This window comes from Microbacterium sp. SS28, assembly GCF_022761035.1.
GTDB lineage: Bacteria > Actinomycetota > Actinomycetes > Actinomycetales > Microbacteriaceae > Microbacterium.
In genome coordinates, this window is record NZ_JAKWJP010000001.1 from 23,371 (window position 1) to 40,364 (window position 16,994).

Annotated in this window: 18 protein-coding genes and 1 pseudogene; 11 read left to right on the forward strand and 8 right to left on the reverse strand. The window is 70.5% G+C overall.

Translation table 11 applies throughout. The annotated features are described in order from the left end of the window. From MJ607_RS00120 to MJ607_RS00145, 6 genes are read left to right on the forward strand one after another with little or no spacing between them, the layout of a single operon-like run. The gene (locus tag MJ607_RS00120; RefSeq protein ID WP_243073528.1) at positions 1 to 234 is read left to right on the forward strand and encodes an exodeoxyribonuclease VII small subunit; all 234 of its coding nucleotides are present in this window, start codon (positions 1 to 3) and stop codon (positions 232 to 234) included. After that, positions 234 to 875: a DUF4245 family protein gene (locus tag MJ607_RS00125; protein WP_243073529.1), complete on the forward strand. Its 642-nt coding sequence runs from the start codon at positions 234 to 236 to the stop codon at positions 873 to 875. Before MJ607_RS00120 ends, MJ607_RS00125 begins: the two co-directional genes overlap by 1 nt. Beyond that, the gene (locus MJ607_RS00130) at positions 872 to 1,522 is read left to right on the forward strand and encodes a carbonic anhydrase (protein ID WP_243073530.1); all 651 of its coding nucleotides are present in this window, start codon (positions 872 to 874) and stop codon (positions 1,520 to 1,522) included. Before MJ607_RS00125 ends, MJ607_RS00130 begins: the two co-directional genes overlap by 4 nt. Positions 1,523 to 1,566: 44 nt before the next feature. After that, positions 1,567 to 2,961: an aspartate ammonia-lyase gene (locus tag MJ607_RS00135; protein WP_243073531.1), complete on the forward strand. Its 1,395-nt coding sequence runs from the start codon at positions 1,567 to 1,569 to the stop codon at positions 2,959 to 2,961. Between the two features lie 52 nt (positions 2,962 to 3,013). Further along, positions 3,014 to 4,531, forward strand: coding sequence for a HAMP domain-containing sensor histidine kinase (locus MJ607_RS00140; protein WP_243073532.1), 1,518 nt, complete (start codon positions 3,014 to 3,016; stop codon positions 4,529 to 4,531). Next, a complete protein-coding gene (locus tag MJ607_RS00145; RefSeq protein WP_243073533.1) occupies positions 4,528 to 5,184 on the forward strand; it encodes a response regulator transcription factor in 657 nt (218 codons plus the stop codon). Before MJ607_RS00140 ends, MJ607_RS00145 begins: the two co-directional genes overlap by 4 nt. Positions 5,185 to 5,398: 214 nt before the next feature. On the opposite strand, the gene MJ607_RS00150 is transcribed toward MJ607_RS00145, so the two are convergent. From MJ607_RS00150 to MJ607_RS00170, 5 genes and pseudogenes are all read right to left on the reverse strand, one after another. After that, a complete protein-coding gene (locus tag MJ607_RS00150) occupies positions 5,399 to 5,983 on the reverse strand; it encodes a hypothetical protein (protein ID WP_243073534.1) in 585 nt (194 codons plus the stop codon). 214 nt (positions 5,984 to 6,197) lie between these two features. Further along, the gene (locus MJ607_RS00155; protein WP_374238009.1) at positions 6,198 to 7,553 is read right to left on the reverse strand and encodes a PhoH family protein; all 1,356 of its coding nucleotides are present in this window, start codon (positions 7,551 to 7,553) and stop codon (positions 6,198 to 6,200) included. A 203-nt stretch (positions 7,554 to 7,756) separates the two neighbouring features. After that, complete coding sequence (locus MJ607_RS00160; protein WP_243073535.1) at positions 7,757 to 8,878, reverse strand: aminotransferase class V-fold PLP-dependent enzyme; 1,122 nt, start codon at positions 8,876 to 8,878, stop codon at positions 7,757 to 7,759. 80 nt (positions 8,879 to 8,958) lie between these two features. Continuing rightward, positions 8,959 to 9,045: pseudogene (locus tag MJ607_RS00165) on the reverse strand (isoprenyl transferase); the annotation flags it as partial. A gap of 52 nt (positions 9,046 to 9,097) precedes the next feature. Next, positions 9,098 to 9,877 carry an isoprenyl transferase gene (locus MJ607_RS00170; protein ID WP_243073536.1) on the reverse strand — a complete coding sequence of 260 codons (780 nt, stop codon included), beginning with the start codon at positions 9,875 to 9,877 and terminating at the stop codon, positions 9,098 to 9,100. A 152-nt stretch (positions 9,878 to 10,029) separates the two neighbouring features. Here MJ607_RS00170 and MJ607_RS00175 point away from each other — a divergent pair, with 152 nt between their 5' ends. Further along, positions 10,030 to 10,722: a hemolysin III family protein gene (locus MJ607_RS00175; protein ID WP_243074481.1), complete on the forward strand. Its 693-nt coding sequence runs from the start codon at positions 10,030 to 10,032 to the stop codon at positions 10,720 to 10,722. A 35-nt stretch (positions 10,723 to 10,757) separates the two neighbouring features. Here the strand turns inward: MJ607_RS00175 and MJ607_RS00180 are convergent, their stop codons facing one another. Then, positions 10,758 to 11,036 (reverse strand): hypothetical protein, encoded by a 279-nt coding sequence (locus MJ607_RS00180; protein WP_243073537.1) that lies wholly within the window; start codon positions 11,034 to 11,036, stop codon positions 10,758 to 10,760. Positions 11,037 to 11,100: 64 nt separating this feature from the next. Between MJ607_RS00180 and MJ607_RS00185 the strand changes: the two genes are divergently transcribed. Both MJ607_RS00185 and greA read left to right on the forward strand, forming a co-directional pair. Continuing rightward, on the forward strand, positions 11,101 to 11,493 hold the full coding sequence (locus tag MJ607_RS00185) for a DUF4307 domain-containing protein (RefSeq protein WP_243073538.1): 393 nt from the start codon (positions 11,101 to 11,103) through the stop codon (positions 11,491 to 11,493). Positions 11,494 to 11,571: 78 nt separating this feature from the next. Next, a complete protein-coding gene (greA, locus tag MJ607_RS00190) occupies positions 11,572 to 12,063 on the forward strand; it encodes a transcription elongation factor GreA (RefSeq protein ID WP_243073539.1) in 492 nt (163 codons plus the stop codon). 80 nt (positions 12,064 to 12,143) lie between these two features. On the opposite strand, the gene ilvA is transcribed toward greA, so the two are convergent. Both ilvA and MJ607_RS00200 read right to left on the reverse strand, forming a co-directional pair. Beyond that, positions 12,144 to 13,382 (reverse strand): threonine ammonia-lyase, encoded by a 1,239-nt coding sequence (ilvA, locus tag MJ607_RS00195; RefSeq protein ID WP_243073540.1) that lies wholly within the window; start codon positions 13,380 to 13,382, stop codon positions 12,144 to 12,146. Beyond that, the gene (locus MJ607_RS00200; RefSeq protein WP_243073541.1) at positions 13,379 to 14,569 is read right to left on the reverse strand and encodes an AI-2E family transporter; all 1,191 of its coding nucleotides are present in this window, start codon (positions 14,567 to 14,569) and stop codon (positions 13,379 to 13,381) included. The genes ilvA and MJ607_RS00200 overlap by 4 nt, the downstream gene beginning before the upstream one ends. A 73-nt stretch (positions 14,570 to 14,642) precedes the next feature. Between MJ607_RS00200 and MJ607_RS00205 the strand changes: the two genes are divergently transcribed. Together MJ607_RS00205 and MJ607_RS00210 are read left to right on the forward strand one after the other, a co-directional pair. Further along, positions 14,643 to 15,944: a winged helix-turn-helix domain-containing protein gene (locus MJ607_RS00205; protein WP_243073542.1), complete on the forward strand. Its 1,302-nt coding sequence runs from the start codon at positions 14,643 to 14,645 to the stop codon at positions 15,942 to 15,944. Further along, positions 15,941 to 16,846 carry a hypothetical protein gene (locus tag MJ607_RS00210; protein ID WP_243073543.1) on the forward strand — a complete coding sequence of 302 codons (906 nt, stop codon included), beginning with the start codon at positions 15,941 to 15,943 and terminating at the stop codon, positions 16,844 to 16,846. The genes MJ607_RS00205 and MJ607_RS00210 overlap by 4 nt, the downstream gene beginning before the upstream one ends. The last annotated feature ends 148 nt before the right edge of the window (positions 16,847 to 16,994 follow it).

Consider the following 16,994-nt stretch of genomic DNA (forward strand, 5'->3'; position numbering starts at 1 on the left):
ATGACCGTGTCGAGCGAAGCCCTCCCCGACGTCGCGTCGCTGACGTTCGAGCAGGCTCGCGACGAGCTCGTGCGCGTCGTCGCCGAGCTCGAGCAGGGTGCTCCGACCCTCGAGCACTCCCTCGCTCTCTGGGAGCGCGGCGAGGCCCTCGCGCAGCGCTGCGAGGACTGGCTGCTCGGTGCGAAGCGGCGCCTCGAGGAGGCGCGACCCGCCTCGGAGGGCACGAGAGCGTGATGGCCCGTCCCCCGCGCATCGTCGCCGAGCTCGGTCGCCCCGAGACCCCGGAGGAGACGGCAGACCGCAAGGCGGCGTTCTCGCAGGCGTATCGCGCGAGCAAGACCACGCGCAACCTGGTCGCCGCGCTGCTCGTGACCCTCGCGGTCGTTCTCGTGGTCGTCTTCGCCGTGCCTCGCGGGATGCCGCCCGAGCGCGAGCCCATCGACGTGGGCGCGATCGCCGAGAGCGTCGCCGTGACCGAGGGTCGCGCAGTGCTCATCCCCGATGTCCCTGATACCTGGACCGTGAACTCCGCCCGCATCGAAGGCGACTCCGTCCGGGCGTGGGCGATCGTGTACGTGCCCGACGAGGCATCCGGATTCCTGCGCATCGCGCAGGGATTCGACGCCGACGCGGCATGGACGACGCGCGAGCTCAGCGGCGACGCCGTCGAGCGCACGGTGACGCTCGACGGCGTCGAGTGGCAGGTGTACGACATCTCCGACCCGTCACGCGCCGGCAACGTGTCGGTCGCGCTCAGTACCCAGGCCGGCCCCGACACGGTGCTGGTGTATGGCTCGACCGACGAGGAGACCGCCGAGGCCGCGGCCACCGCCCTCGCGGACCAGGTGCGCGCGATCGCCGAGGAGGCACGATGAACGAACGGCCGACCCCGCAGAAGGTGTGGGACGAGATGCTGCGTGGAAACGCGCGATTCGTCGCCGGCGCCCCCGAGCATCCCAGGCAGGACGTCGAGCGCCGCCACGAGCTCGCCTCCGGTCAGACACCCCGCGCCGCCGTGTTCGGATGCTCCGACTCGCGCCTGGCGGCCGAGATCATCTTCGACAAGGGGCTCGGCGACCTGTTCGTCGTCCGAAACGCGGGCCAGGTGATGTCGGCGTCGGTCATCGGGAGCCTCGAATACGCCGTCGCCGTGCTCGATGTGCCGCTCATCGTCATCCTCGGCCACGATGCCTGCGGGGCCGTGCGCGCCGCCGTCGACAGCACGAGCCTGGAGGCACCCGCGCTGCCTGCCAACATCTGGCGTCAGATCGCGCCGATCGTGCCTGCGGCGCGCCGCGTGCTGCGCGCCGAGCATGGGCCGGTCGACCCCGAGGTCGTGCTCGAGCACGTCGGCCGCGAGCACCTGCGCGACACCGTCGCCGAGCTGCTCAACTCATCCGACCTCATTTCGGGCGCGATCGCGGCCAAGCGCCTCGCCATCGTGGCCCTCAACTACCGACTCGCCGAGGGAACCGCGATCCCCGACATCATCATCGGACCGGCGACGACCTCGGACATCTGAACCGCCCCGAACTCCGCAGCCACATCGACAAGAGGAACAACGACGTGACCGACATCGAATACCGCATAGAGCACGACACGATGGGCGAGGTGCGCGTCCCCAAGGACGCCCTCTACGCAGCGCAGACGCAGCGTGCCGTCGAGAACTTCCCCATCTCGGGCGACTCGCTCGACCCGGCCCAGATCGTGGCGCTCGCCCGCATCAAGAAGGCGGCTGCGCTCGCCAACAAAGAGCTCGGGACCCTCGACGGCGCCATCGCCGACGCGATCGCCCGTGCCGCCGACCTCGTCATCTCGGGCGCGCACGCCGACCAGTTCCCGATCGACGTCTACCAGACCGGCAGCGGCACGTCCTCGAACATGAACATGAACGAGGTGCTCGCGACGCTCGCGACGCGCGACCTCGGTCAGACCGTGCACCCCAATGACCACGTGAACGCGTCGCAGTCCTCGAACGACGTCTTCCCGACGTCGGTGCACATCGCCGTGACGCAGGAGCTCATCGACGACCTCATCCCCGCGCTCGACCACCTCGCGGTCGCGCTCGAGGCGAAGGCCGACGAGTGGAAGACCGTCGTCAAGTCCGGCCGCACGCACCTCATGGATGCGACCCCCGTGACCCTCGGCCAGGAGTTCGGCGGCTACGCCCGCCAGCTGCGCCTCGGCATCGAGCGCGTCCAGGCCGTCCTTCCCCGCGTCGCCGAGGTCCCGCTCGGCGGCACCGCCGTCGGCACGGGCATCAACACGCCGAACGGCTTCCCGCAAAAGGTCATCGCGCTCATCGTCGCCGACACCGAGCTGCCGATCACCGAGGCGAAGGACCACTTCGAGGCGCAGGCCAACCGCGACGGGCTCGTCGAGGCATCCGGAGCCCTGCGCACCATCGCGGTGTCGCTCACGAAGATCAACAACGACCTGCGCTGGATGGGGTCGGGCCCCAACACGGGTCTCGGCGAGCTGCACATCCCGGATCTCCAGCCCGGCTCGTCGATCATGCCCGGCAAGGTCAACCCCGTCGTTCCCGAGGCGACGCTCATGGTGTGCGCGCGGATCATCGGCAACGACGCGACGATCGCGTGGGCCGGCGCGTCGGGCTCGTTCGAGCTCAACGTCGCGATCCCGGTCATGGGCACGGCGCTGCTCGAGTCGATCCGCCTCCTCGCGAACTCCTCGCGCCTGCTCGCCGACAAGACGATCGACGGACTCGAGGCGAACGTCGAGCGCGCGGCCGCGTACGCGGGCATGTCGCCGTCCATCGTGACGCCGCTCAACAAGCTCATCGGCTACGAGGCCGCGGCGAAGATCGCGAAGCACTCGGTCACGAAGGGGATCACGGTGCGCGAGGCCGTCATCGACCTCGGCTACGTCGAGCGCGGCGAGCTCACCCTCGAGCAGCTCGACGAGAAGCTCGACCTGCTCTCGATGACGCACCCGGGGTGACGTGACAGCACGCGTCATATCGCGCCGGTCGACGCGGGCGGATAATCGGGACATGACGCGCACGCCTCGACCGATCTCGGCACGCGCCCGCATCCTGGGGGCGATCCTCGCGGTCGCGTGCGTGGGCCTCGCGATCGTCGGCAGCGTCACGTTCCTCGCGCAGCGCGAGCGCGCGATCGCCGACGTGGATTCGCGGCTGCGCGCGCAGGTCGAGTTGCTGCGCTCGGTCGCCGACACGGATCAGGATCCGACGGATGCCGCGGCCGACGGCGCCGCGACGGCCGTCGAGGACCTCAACCCCGACGACTACAAGACGCTCGAGGATTACCTGCACGCAGTCGTGGCCCGACTCGTGACGGCGCGCGGCGAAGGCTCGGTCGCCGTGATCGACGGCGTCCCGCGGTTCCGCCCCGCGACGCTGTCGGGCTTCGACATCTCGGACGACCGCGCGCTGATCGACCGCGCCGTCGCCGAGGTCGCCGAGAAGGGCGGGACGGTCCTGGGCACCGCCGTGACGGACGAAGGGGCGCTGCGGTACATCGCGATCCCCGTCACGATGGAGGGCGAATCCCAGTCCGGCCTGTACATCAGGGCCGTCGATCTCGGCGCGGAGCTCGCCCCCGTCACCGCCGCCGTCGCGACCTACTGGATCGCGGCGATGGCCATGGTGGCGGCGATCGCCGTCGTGGGCTGGTTCGTCGCAGGACGGCTGCTCTCGCCCATCCGCCACCTGCGCGAAGCGGCGGACTCGATCACGATCACCGACCTCTCGCCGCGTCTGCCCGAGCAGGGCAACAACGACATCTCGGACCTCACCCGCACCGTCAACTCGATGCTCGACCGCCTCGAGGGCTCGGTGGACGTGCAGAGACAGCTGCTCGACGACGTGCGGCACGAGCTCAAGACGCCCATCACGATCATCCGCGGGCACCTCGAGATGATGGATCCGTCGGATTCGGAGGACGTCGCCAGCACGCGCGAGATCGGCATCGCCGAGCTGGACCGCATGACGCGCCTCGTCGACGACATCGACGTGCTCGCGACGGTCGAGGGTGACCAGGTCGAGATCGCGGACGTCGACCTCGCGGGCCTCACGGCGCGCGTCGGCGAGCTCGTGACGGCGATCCCCGGGCACGAATGGGGTGTCGAGTCGCGTGCGTCGGGCGTCATCCGCGCCGACCACGATCGCCTGCTGCAGGCGTGGCTCCAGCTCGCCGACAACGCCGCGAAGTACACGCCCGAGGGTGCGCCGATCGAGATCGGCAGCGCGATCGACAGCGAGGACGCACGCCTGTGGGTGCGCGACCACGGCCCCGGCATCCCGCCTGCCGCTCGTCACCGCATCTTCCGGCGCTTCGACCGCGCGCACGGCAAGCGGTCGGTCGGCGGCTCGGGGCTGGGCCTCGCCATCGTCGACGCCATCACGAAGGCGCACGGCGGCCGGTGCGTCGTCACCGACACTCCGGGCGGCGGGGCGACGTTCACGATCCACCTTCCTCTCCCCTCGTCGGCGCTCCCCCAGCCGGTGCGGGCCGGAGACGTCGTGCTGCAGCGGGAGGCCGCCGGATGACTCGCATCCTCATCGTCGAAGACGAGCCGCGCATCGCGGCCTTCGTGAGCCGCGGTCTCGAGGCCGCCGGATACTCGACGGCGTTCTGCGACGACGGCGCGGAAGCGCTCGAGCGCGCCATGCGCTCGGACATCGACCTCGTGCTGCTGGATGTCGGGCTCCCCACGATGGACGGGTTCGAAGTGCTGCGCGAACTGCGGGCTCGGGGCAGCATCGTGCCCGTCATCATGCTGACGGCACGGTCGAGCACGCGCGACACGGTCGAGGGGCTGGATGCCGGCGCCAACGACTACGTCTCGAAGCCCTTCACGTTCGAGGAGCTGCTCGCACGCGTACGCTCCCGCCTACGAGAGAGTGCGCAGCCGTCGTCGACCTCGCTCGTGCACGGCGACGTCGTGCTCGACATCCTGGGCCGCCGTGCGACAGTCGCGGGGCGCGAGGTCGAACTCTCGGCCCGCGAGTTCGCGCTCGCCGAGCAGTTCCTGCGCAACCCCGGGCACGTCCTGAGCCGCGAGCAGCTGCTGAGCCGCGTGTGGGGTCTCGACTTCGACCCGGGCTCGAACGTCGTCGACGTGTACGTGCGCTACCTGCGCGGCAAGCTCGGCTCCGACCACATCACGACGGTGCGCGGCGCGGGCTACCGCTGGGAGTGACCCCTCAGGCGCGACGGACGCGCACCTGAGGTGGGGAAACAGCCGTGCCTGAGCGCTCCAGCAGCGCCTGAGCGCAACGCCGCGCCGCGAGAAGCCCCGCCGGTCCTCCTCTGAGCGCGTCACCGGGCGAACGCCGCCTGGCAGAGAGAAGCCCCCGGCGCTGGGGGACGCCGGGGGCTGGGAAGGGGTCAGAGCTGGGGGACTCTGACCCGCGTCAATCGCCGTGTGGGGGCTGGGGCGATTGAGCTCTCTTCGAGCCGGACCATCGTCCGGCATCGTCACCCGCATCTGCGGGGGTCCTGGGGAGGATGCTGCCGCGCTCGCGCGTGGTCTGGTCCTCGAGTCGTGCGATCCAGCGGTCGACGCGCGGTGTCGCCCATCCGTTGGCGAGCGCCCACGCACGGAGGCGGTCCCACGAGCGTGTGCGCACGGCGTCCTGCTCGATCTCGCGCTGGGACAGCGACGAGTCGTCGGTCACGGCCGGCGGGGCCGGCGCGGGCTGGGTCACGGGTGCAGAGGCGGCGGGAGGCGTGATGACGCGCGGCTCAGGAGCCTGCACGACCTCGGCCGAGGCCGTCGGTCCGGGGATCTCGGGGGCGATGACGGCGGGAGTCGAGGCCTGCGGGGTCGGCGTCGCCGCGGCGTAGCGCGGCGTCACGTGGACGGCGTCGATGCCGACGGCGGCTCCGGGCACATCGGCGAGGGCAGCGCTGTTGCTCAGCGTAACGGCACAGGCGACGGCGACGACGGCAGCGCCGACGATGAACCCGCCTGCGGCGAATCCGGCCCGTCCGTCCACTCGTCACCCCCTGTACCGATCAGCCCCCCGCGGGGCGACGCGAATCGCTCGACTGCGCGTCTTGTCAATGGTCGCAGACGAGTGTGAGAGGAGGGGGAGAGACAGATGAGACTCTTCTCATGTTCATTCCGTCGCATGCACGGATGCCTGGCAGAGCGGGCAGGACAAGGAGGGGCCGGGATGCCGCGCATCCCGGCCCCTCCTTTCCGACTCGTCAGGCGAGCTCGCCGGCCTCCAGAAGGTCGGTGACGAGGGCCGCGATCGCCGAGCGCTCCGAACGCATGAGCGTCACGTGCGCGAAGAGGTCGTGTCCCTTGAGCGTCTCGATGACCGAGGCGACGCCGTCATGGCGGCCGACGCGCAGATTGTCGCGCTGGCCGACGTCGTGCGTGAGCACGACGCGGGAGTTCTGCCCCATGCGGCTCAGCACCGTGAGCAGCACGTTGCGCTCGAGCGACTGGGCCTCGTCCACGATCACGAAGGCGTCGTGCAGCGACCGTCCGCGGATATGAGTGAGGGGCATCACCTCGAGCAGGCCCCGCGCGATGACCTCCTCGATGACGTTGCCCGAGACGACCGAGCCGAGGGTGTCGAAGACCGCCTGGCCCCACGGGTTCATCTTCTCCTGCTGGTCCCCGGGCAGATAGCCGAGCTCCTGACCGCCCACCGCGAAGAGCGGCCGGAAGACGATGATCCGCTTCTGCTGCTGACGCTCGAGCACCGCGTCGAGGCCCGCGCAGAGCGCGAGAGCCGACTTGCCGGTGCCTGCTCGCCCGCCGAGCGACACGATGCCGACGTCGGGATCGAGGAGCAGGTCGAGCGCGATGCGCTGCTCCGCCGAGCGGCCGTGCAGGCCGAACGCCTCGCGGTCGCCGCGCACGAGGCGGTATTCGCCGTCCCCTGTGACGCGACCGAGTGCGGACCCTCGCTCGGAATGGATGATGAGGCCCGTGTTGACCGGCAGGCCGCGGACCTCGTCGCTCAGCGCGACCTCGGTCTCGTACAGGTCGCTCAGGTCGTCGCCCGAGACATCGATCGACGATATGCCCGTCCATCCGGAGTCGATGGCCTGCTCGGCGAGGTACTCCTCGGCGGTGATGCCCAGCGATGCCGCCTTGACGCGCATCGGCAGATCCTTCGACACGACAGTGACCTCCTGGCCGTCCTGCGCCAGGTGCAGGGCGATTGCGAGGATCCGGGTGTCGTTGTCGCCGAGGCGCATGCCCGAGGGCAGCACTGTCGGGTCGGTGTTGTTGAGCTCGACGCGGAGAGTGCCCCCCTCCCCCACGGGAACGGGGAAGTCGAGGCGTCCGTGCTCGATCCTCAGCTCGTCGAGATGACGCAGCGCCTGGCGGGCGAAATAGCCGATCTCGGGGTCGTGGCGCTTGCCCTCGAGTTCGGTGATCACGACCACCGGGATGACGACGCTGTGCTCGGCGAAGCGGAAGAACGCCCGCGGATCGCTCAGCAGCACGGAGGTGTCCAGCACATATGTGCGGAGGGCCTCGCCGAGCTCACCGACCTCTTCGGTCGATTCGCGGTGCTGCCAGTGTGGTGCTCGTGTGGTCACAACCCACTCCCGCCCCGAGTTCTCACCCGGTAGTACAGCGAGTCGACCGTGGTCACGAGTCGCGATCCGAAGGCCGACTCGAACAGGCGCTCTGCCCGTTGGGATGAACGTACGTCCGCCGTGTGTCGGGCGATGACTCGACACGCACTATTGGCGTTACGGGCGCGTGAATTTCCCGCTAAGCGCAGGGATGCCGCGGAGCGTCACCACACGCGCGCGGACGAGAACGCCGCGAGGGCATCTCCGAAGAGCCGCAGCGTGTCGGCGCCCGTGCCGACGTGCGCTGCGACCCTGACGAGGTCGGAGCGCACCGTCACCGTGAGGCCGTGGTTGGCGAGGGATGCCGCGACATGCGCGGCGTCCTGCGGGGCCGGGGCGAGCGCAACGATGCCGGCGCGCTGGGCGGGCTCGCGCGGTGTCGCGACCGGGATGTCGTAGCGGTCGGCGAAGAACATGACGTCGCCCGAGCGCGCGACGAGCTCGCTCTCGATCGACTCGATTCCGACATCCAGGATGTCGCGGACCGCCGTCGCGAGTCGCGCGAACGCGAGGTGGTCGGGGCCGGCGACGCTGAACGCCTGCGCGGACGGTGCCGGCTGCGGGACGGCGTCGAGCGGGAGATCCCCCTCGGTGCCCGCGAAGCCCGACAGCACGGGCGTGATGCGCTCGAGTGCCCGCTCGCTGAAGCGCGCGAACCCTGTGCCCCGGCCGGCGCGCAGCCACTTGTAGCCGTTGCCGCACACGACGTCGGCCGCATCCCAGTCGGCGTCGACGGCGCCGATCCCCTGGATCGCGTCGACGATGAGCAGTCGATCGCCGATGACCTCCCGCAGCGCCGTCAGGTCTGCGCGATACCCCGTGCGGAAGTCGACGAGGCTCACCGCGACGGCCTGCGTGTCGTCGGTCAGGGCGTCGCGGACGGCGTCGGGCGTGACGAACCCGCCCTCGGGCTCGAGCCACTGCACCTGGATCGCACCCAGCGCACTCTCGGCGCGGGAAGCGGCGACGGTCAGGCTCGGGAACTCCGCGCGCGAAACGAGCAGCCCGCCCGTGAGCCCGTAGATCGCATGCATGAGGCCGTATGTCGTCGACGGCTGCAGCACGATCTGCTCGGCATCCGCCCGCAGCAGCTCGGCGAGAAGTTCACGCGTCTCGCGGGCATGCTCGGCCACGAGCTCGATGCTCGAGCGCCGCCCCGAGCCGAGAAGTTCGGCGTCGGCGTGGACCTCGGCACGGACGCTCGGCGAGAGCGGACCGAAGGCCGCCCAGTCGAGATAGCCCGGCTCGCCGTCGAACGACGCCAGAAAGGACTCCCAATCGGTCACAACGCCATTCTGGCATGCGCGCGCGGGGCGCGTAGCGACAGGAGGAGAGCCCGGTCAGACCGCGAAAATCGCGCGGAGCCTCACCCGCCGTAGCGGCGGTCCCGGGTCGTGAAATCGCGGATCGCGCGCAGGAAGTCGACTTCGCGCAGATCCGGACCCAGCGCCTCCACGAAGGAGAACTCGGTGTGGGATGGGTCTGGCGCAGACGGCCACCCCGATTCACCCGCCGTAGCGGCGGTCGCGGGTCGTGAAATCGCGGATCGCGCGGAGGAAGTCGACTTCGCGCAGATCCGGACCGAGCGCCTCTACGAAGTAGAACTCACTGTGGGCGCTCTGCCAGAGCAGGAAATCGCTCAGTCGCTGCTCCCCCGACGTGCGGATCACGAGGTCGGGATCGGGCTGGCCGCCCGTGTAGAGGTGCTCGCCGATCTGCTCGGGTGTGAGGCTCGCGGCGAGCTCTTCGAGCGAGCCTCCCTCCTCGTCGTGCTGCGCGATGATGCTACGCACGGCATCCACGATCTCGCTGCGGCCGCCGTAGCCGACCGCGAGGTTGACGTGCAGTCCCGTCCGGTCGCGCGTGCGCTCGGCGGCCTCGGAGAGGACGCGGGCGAGCTCGGGCGGCAGGTTGTCCACCCGGCCGACGTGCTGGACCCGCCAGTCCCGCTCGTGCGAGAGCTCATCGGCGAGCTCGGCGATGATCTCGATGAGGTCGGCGAGCTCCTGCGAGTCACGCTTGCGCAGATTGTCGGTCGAGAGCAGGTACAGGGAGACGACGCGCACGCCGATCTCGTCGCACCACCGGAGGAATTCGCGCATCTTCGCGGCACCGGCACGGTGGCCGTGGGCGGCCGTGTCGTATCCGAGCTGCCGCGCCCAGCGACGATTGCCGTCGATCATCATGGCGATGTGCCGGGGAACCGCCGCCGCGGGGAGCCGGCGCCGCAGGCGGTTGATGTACAGCCGATAGAGGGGCCCTCTGCCCTTGTTCGACTCCCGCACACGCCTACCGTACAACGGCGCCCCGAGCGATGCCCGCGCGCGCGGCCCGCTTCCGCGCGAGACGCGTACCACGGAAGGAATGGACAGCGCCGTAGGCTTCTCGCGTGGAGCACAGCGTGAACGGCCCGGACGTCGAGGACGAGGGCGCCGACATGCCCCAGCTTCCCCTCATCGAGGACGCCGTCGCCAACGACGGCATCGATCTCAAGCCGTCGTGGCGCGGCTGGATCCACGCCGGGACGTTCCCCGTCGCGCTCGTGGCCGGCATCGTGCTGATCGCGCTCGCGCAGGGTCCCGCGGCCAAGTGGTCGTGCGCCGTGTTCGTCGCCTCGTCGCTCCTGCTCTTCGGCAACTCGGCCCTCTACCACCGCTTCAACTGGAAGCCGACGACGAAGGCCGTCTTCAAGCGGATCGACCACGCGAACATCCTGCTGCTCATCGCGGGCACGTACACGCCGATCGCGGTGCTCGGACTGCCCACCAACCAGTCGGTCCTGCTGCTGTCCCTCGTCTGGGGCGGCGCGATCCTGGGCATCCTGTTCCGCGTGTTCTGGATCGACGCTCCGCGCTGGCTCTACGTCGCGCTCTACCTCGTCCTCGGGTGGGCGGCGGTCATGTATCTGCCGCAGCTCTGGGCGGCGAGCATCCCGATGGTGATCCTCGTCGCGATCGGCGGCCTGCTGTACACGGGCGGCGCGATCGTCTACGCGCTCAAGCGCCCCAACCCGTGGCCCGGCCACTTCGGGTTCCACGAGATCTTCCACGTGTGCACGGTGCTCGCGTTCCTGTGCCACTGGACGGCGGCGCTCATCATCGCGGTCAACCCCGTCTACCACGCGGGCTGACACGCGTTCGGGATGCCGCAGCCGCGGCATCCGTCTCAGCGCTTGTCGTCGTCCTGAGCGTCCGGGTCGCCCGGCTCGCCGTCGCGGGCCGCGGCCTCTTCGGCGTCGAGCATCTCGTCGACCTCCGAGCGGATGCGCGCGCGCCGGATGCGGCGCATCATGTCCCACACGAGAAGGACGACCGCCAGCGCGAGGAACGCGATCGCGACGAACCCCCACGGACCGGGGGTGACGAGCTCCGGGTCGACGGCAGGCGTCGGAGTGGGCGTCGCCGTTGCGGCCGCATGGATGAGTGCGGCGAACGCTGCGTGCATCGGGTTCCTCTTCGCGGAGCGGATAGCCTGGAGTCTCCAGCCTAAATCGCCCGACGGGACGCTCATGACGACGCAGCAGATGCTCGACGAGCGCTATGGCCGCACGAAGCGCCGTGGCAGCCGCTGGGTCGTCGGGATCGGCGCGGCCGTCGCGATCCTCGCGGTCGGCGCATTCGCCTGGATGACGGTCGAAGGCTCACTCGACGCCGTCGACGCGGACGCGACAGGGTTCGAGGTCGTCGACGATCACGGCGTCGTCCTGTCGTTCCAGGTCAGCGCCCCTGCGGGATCGGCGATCGCGTGCGCGCTCGAGGCGCAGGACGAGGGGCACGGCGTCGTCGGGTGGAAGGTCGTCGAACTGCCCCCGGCGGACACGCACGCGAGGGCGTTCCGCGAGACGATTCCGACCGTCGCCGAGGCGACGACCGGTTTTGTCAACTCCTGCTGGGTGACGTAGTCTGACCGCACAGAATCGCGGCGCCCTGGCATGAGCCGGGGCGTCTTGGCTTATCGCCCCCACACGAAGGAGACCGACGTGTCCAGCGACGCTCCCGTCACATTCCTGACGCAGGATGCCTACGACCGGCTCGCGAACGAGCTCGAGCACCTCTCGACCACGGGTCGCGAGGAGATCGCCAAGCGCATCGAGGCCGCTCGCGAAGAGGGCGACCTCAAGGAGAACGGCGGCTACCACGCCGCGAAGGACGAGCAGGGCAAGCAGGAGGCGCGCATCCGCACGCTTCAGCACCTGCTGAAGACCGCGACGGTGAGCGAGGCTCCCGAGAGCACGGGGATCGTCGAGTCCGGCACTGTCGTGACGGCGATCGTCGCGGGCGGCGAAGAGGTCTTCCTGCTCGGCAACCGTGAGATCGCGGCCAACTCGAAGCTCGACGTCTACAGCGAGGCGTCCCCCCTCGGCAGCGCCATCCTGGGACTCGCCGAAGGCGAGTCGACGTCCTACACGGCCCCCAACGGTCGCTCCATCGCGGTCGAGATCGTGAAGGTCGAGACCTACGCGGGCCAGTGACCCGCGTCATGTGAGACATCCGAAGCGGGGCCCGACACGCTGTGTCGGGCCCCGCTTCGCACCCGGAAGGCCCCCGCCGGTCAGTCGGCCCGGACGGTGGGTTCGTAGCCCGCCTCTTCGAGCGTCGCGATGACGTGCGCGCGGTGCTCCTGACCGCGCGTCTCGACGCTCAGCTGCAGGATGACCTCGCTGATCTGCAGGCCCTGGCCGTGCCGCGTGTGCAGCACCTCGATGACGTTGGCCCCCGCCTGGGCGAGCAGCTCGGAGACGCGCGCGAGCTGACCCGGACGGTCGGGCAGCGGGATCTGCAGGGTCATGTAACGGCCGGATGCCGCGAGCCCGTGTGCGACGACGCGCTGCAGCAGCAGCGGATCGATGTTGCCGCCGGACAGCACCAGGACGGTCGGCCCTGTGGCCACGACCTTGCCGGCGAGGATCGCGGCGACGCCGACGGCGCCCGCGGGCTCGACGACCTGCTTCGCGCGCTCCAGAAGCGCGAGGATCGCGCGGGCGATGTCGTCGTCGCTCACCGTCACGACCTCGTCGACGAGCTCGTGGATGATCTCGAACGGGAGGTCGCCGGGCCGCGCGACGGCGATGCCGTCGGCGATCGTCGGGCGCGTGCTGACCTCGACGGGGTGGCCGACCGCGAGCGACGTCGGGTAGGCGGCCGAGTTCTCGGCCTGCACGCCGATGATGCGGACGGTCCGCCCCTCGACGGCCGCCCGGGCCTTGACGGCTGCGGAGACGCCCGCGATGAGCCCTCCCCCGCCGATCCCGACGATGACGGTCTCGACCTCGGGCAGGTCGTCGTAGATCTCGAGCCCGAGCGTGCCCTGGCCGACGATGATGTCGCGGTGGTCGAACGGGTGGATGAGGACAGCGCCCGTGCGCTCCGCGAACTCCGCCGCGAGCCGCAGCGGCGTCTCGACGGTCGCGCCTTCGAGCACGACGTCGGCGCCGTAGCCCCGCGTCGCGAGCAGCTTGGGCACGGGGACTCCGAGCGGCATGAAGATCGTCGCGGGGATCCCGAGAGCCTGCGCCGCGAGCGCGACGCCCTGCGCGTGGTTGCCGGCCGACGCCGCGACGACGCCGCGTGCGCGCTCCTCGGCCGTCAGCCGCGACAGCCGGTAGGCCGCTCCCCGGATCTTGAACGACCCCGTCCGCTGCAGGTTCTCGAGCTTGAGGTGCACGGGAACCCCGAGCAGCTCGGACAGCGACAGGGACTGATCGAGCGGGGTGTGCGAGATGACGCCCTGCAGCACGGCTGCGGCATCCTCGAACTCGGCCAGTCCTGGCACGGTGGCGGACAGTGTCATGCACGACTCCTCGGGGTTCGCGGGACGGTGCTCCAGATGAGATCGCCGTGTGGACTCTCGCCGGTCTTCCATGACCGCGCCCCCAGATACACCGCGACGACGTTGATGAATGCGGCGATCGGAACGGCGAACAGCGCACCCGGGATGCCGGCGATCATGGCTCCGCCCGCGACGACCAGGACGACAGCGAGCGGATGCACCTTCACCGCCGACCCCATGAGGAGGGGCTGCAGCACGTGGCCTTCGAGCTGCTGGACGCCCAGGACCACCACGAGCATCCACAGCGCCGTCCACGGGCCGTTGTAGACGAGCGCGAGGAAGACCGCGAGGGTGCCCGAGAGGACGGCGCCCACGATCGGGATGAACGCGCCGAGGAACACGAGGACCGCGACCGGGATCGCGAGGGGGACGCCGAGCAGGAACGCCCCGAGGCCGATGCCTACGGCGTCGATCGTGGCGACGAGCAGCTGCGTGCGCGCGTAGTTGACGACGGTGGCCCAGCCGGCGTGGCCAGCCCCGTCGACGGCCGGCCGAGCGCGCTTCGGGAAGAGGCGCGTCGTCCAGCGCCAGATGCCCGCTCCGTCGGCGAGGAGGCAGAGCAGGATGAAGAAGGCCAGCAGAGCGCCCGTCGCGACGTGGCCCACGGTCGAGCCGATCGCGAGAGCGCCCGACACGAGGAGCTCGGCCTGCTGCTGGATGAAGACCCAGGCCTGCGACAGGAGTTCGTCGATCTGGCTCGCGCTGAGTCCGAGAGGCCCCTCGATGAGGTATTCGCGGAACCTCTCGACGGCCGCGACCGTCTTGTCCTGCACGCTCGACCACTGGCGGCTGATCTGCCACACGACGAGCCACACGAGGCCTGAGACGACCGCGATCGCACCGATCGCGGCGATGGCGATGGCGAGCCATTTGGGCACCCGCCGGCGCAGCATCCAGGAGAAAGCGGGCCAGAGGAGAGCCGTGATGAGGATCGCGACGAGCAGGGGGATGACGAGGAGCTTGAGCTGGATGACGAGCCAGACCACGACGCCGGCGGCGGCGGCGATCACGAGCAGGCGCCACGCATACGCGGTCGCCACGCGCAGGCCGCGCGGAAGCGAATCCGTGAGCTCGTTCGACACGACGCGGCTGCGGTCGCGAATCGCGTCGAACACGGAGACGCGGGGCTTTTCTTCCGAGCCGCTCATCCGCCCAGTCTAGGCCTGGGGCTCTGCCGGGCCGCGCCGTGACGCTGTCGGAGGCGGTGGTTAGGCTTGCCGCGTGAAACAGACCCTGAGCCGTGCCGAGGCCCGGCGGATCGCCCTCACAGCGCAGGGCTTCGGCCGCCCGCGACCCGCGGTGGCGGGCACTCGTCAGCTCAACCTCGCGCTCGCGCGGATGGCGACGCTGCAGATCGACTCCGTCAACGTCTTCGCGCGCTCGCATTACATGCCGCTCTTCTCGCGCGTCGGCGCGTACGACACCGCGGCGCTCGATCGGCTGCTCTTCGCCCGTCGGCCGCCGTACGTCGAGTACTGGGCGCACGTCGCTGCCTTCATCCCGGCCACCGACTGGGGGCTCTTCCGCTTCCGCATGGACGAGATGCGCGAGCACTACAGCACGCAGACCGACGGGTGGTTCTCGTCCAACCGCGAGATCATCGACTGGGTCCGTGCCGAGCTCGCCGCCCGCGGTCCTCTGCGGCCCGCCGAGATCGAGCACGACGCGAAGCTCGCGGCGCGCGGTCCCTGGTGGGACTGGGACGTCGTCAAGCGCGCACTCGAGCACCTGTGGATCGCGGGCGACGTCGCGATCGCCGGCCGCCGCGGCTTCGAGCGCCGCTACGGGCTCGCGGAGCACGTGATCCCCGCCGACGTGCTGGCGGCGCCCGTCGCACGCGACGACGCGATCCACGAACTGATCCGCCGCGCGGCCGCGGCCTACGGCGTCGCGACGGCCTCCGATCTCGCCGACTACTGGCGCATCCGCGACAGGTCGGCCGTGCTGCAGGCTCTCGCCGACCTCGAGGACTCCGGCGAGGTGCAGCGCGTCGAGGTCGACGGCTGGACGGCGGCAGGGCGGCCCGCCAAGGCGTGGGTCCACCGCGACGCCCAGCTCCCCCGCGGCGTCGACGCGGCGGCCCTGCTCACCCCGTTCGACCCCGTCGTCTGGTTCCGCGACCGCGCCGAGCGGCTCTTCGACTTCGAGTACCGCATCGAGATCTACACCCCCGCGCCTCGCCGCCGCTTCGGCTACTACTCGCTGCCCGTGCTCGTCGGAGACGACATCGTGGGCCGCGTCGATCTCAAAGCCGACCGCGCGCGATCGACACTGCTTGTTCAGTCGGCCTGGTGGGAGCACGGCAGACCCGCGGATGCCGCGCCGCGCCTCGCGGAAGAGCTGCGCCTCGCCGCCCGCTGGCAGCACCTCGACGCGATCTCGATCTCGCAGTGGGGAGACGCGACCGCCGATCTCGCGGATGTCCTGCCAGAGGCCCGCCGCCACGAATCAGGGCCCGCCGCGGCCGTCGGACTCGCCGAGGACGAGCCTGAAGAGCCCGACGATCTCGAGGCCATCGCGTGAAGCGATGGCTCCTCGTGGGCCTCGCCGCCGCCGCCGTCGTTCTCGCAGGACTCGCACTCTGGTGGGCGTTCTCTCGTCCGCTCGGTCCCGAGCAGACGGCGCAGGCGTTCCTCGAGGCCCTGGAGCAGGGTGACGGCGAGCGGGCACTCGAGCTCGCCGAGACTCCCCCCGGCTCCGAACTCGATCGCGCGGGGGCACTCGCGGGCGCCGATGAGCTCATCGCAGACCCGCGTGTCGAGAGCGTCGAGCAGATCGACGGCGGCGCGAAGGCCGTCGTCTCCTTCGAGCTCGACGGAGAGGAGCGCACGGCGGACTTCTCCCTCGTCGAGACGGGTGACGGGTGGCGGGTCGCGGGCGACGCGTTCGGGACTCTCGCCGCGACCTCCACGATCGGTGATCTCGTCACAGCCGGCGGCGTGCCCCTCGCCACGGGTGTCGAGGTCGCCTTGCTGCCCGCGCTCTACCCGCTGGCCGCGGCCCCCGCGGGCATCCTGGACGGTTCGGCGTCCGCCCTGGTCCTGCCCGGCACGGCGAGCGAAGTGACGGTCGAGGCATCCATCTCTCCGCAAGCGACGGCGCTCGCGCAGGAGCAGCTCGACGCGTATGCCGAGGAGTGCGCGCAGCAGACGGATCGCGTGCCCGCGCACTGCGGCATGAAGGTGCCATGGGGTGCCGACCTCGCCGCGCTGTCATCGATCGCGTTCCGCATCGACACTCTTCCGCAGGTGAGCCTCTCCCCCGACCTCACGAGCTTCGTGGCGACCGGCGGCGTGATCGTGGCGACAGCGACCGGCACGACGCGGGAGGGCGCCGAGTCCTCGTTCACCTACCGGGCAGATGACTGGGCGCTGCGCGGCAGCGTCGAGCTCAGTGCCGAGGGGATGGAACTCCGGGTCGACTGAGCAGTCGTGACCCGGCAGCCGTCAGTCCGAGGTGAGCGAGATTTCGCCACGCTCCGCCTTCGGCGGGGCAGATTTCGATACGCGCCGCCTTCGGCGGGGCTACTCAATCTTGAGTCGAGCCGCATCAACGCGGGCTTCGCTCGACGGG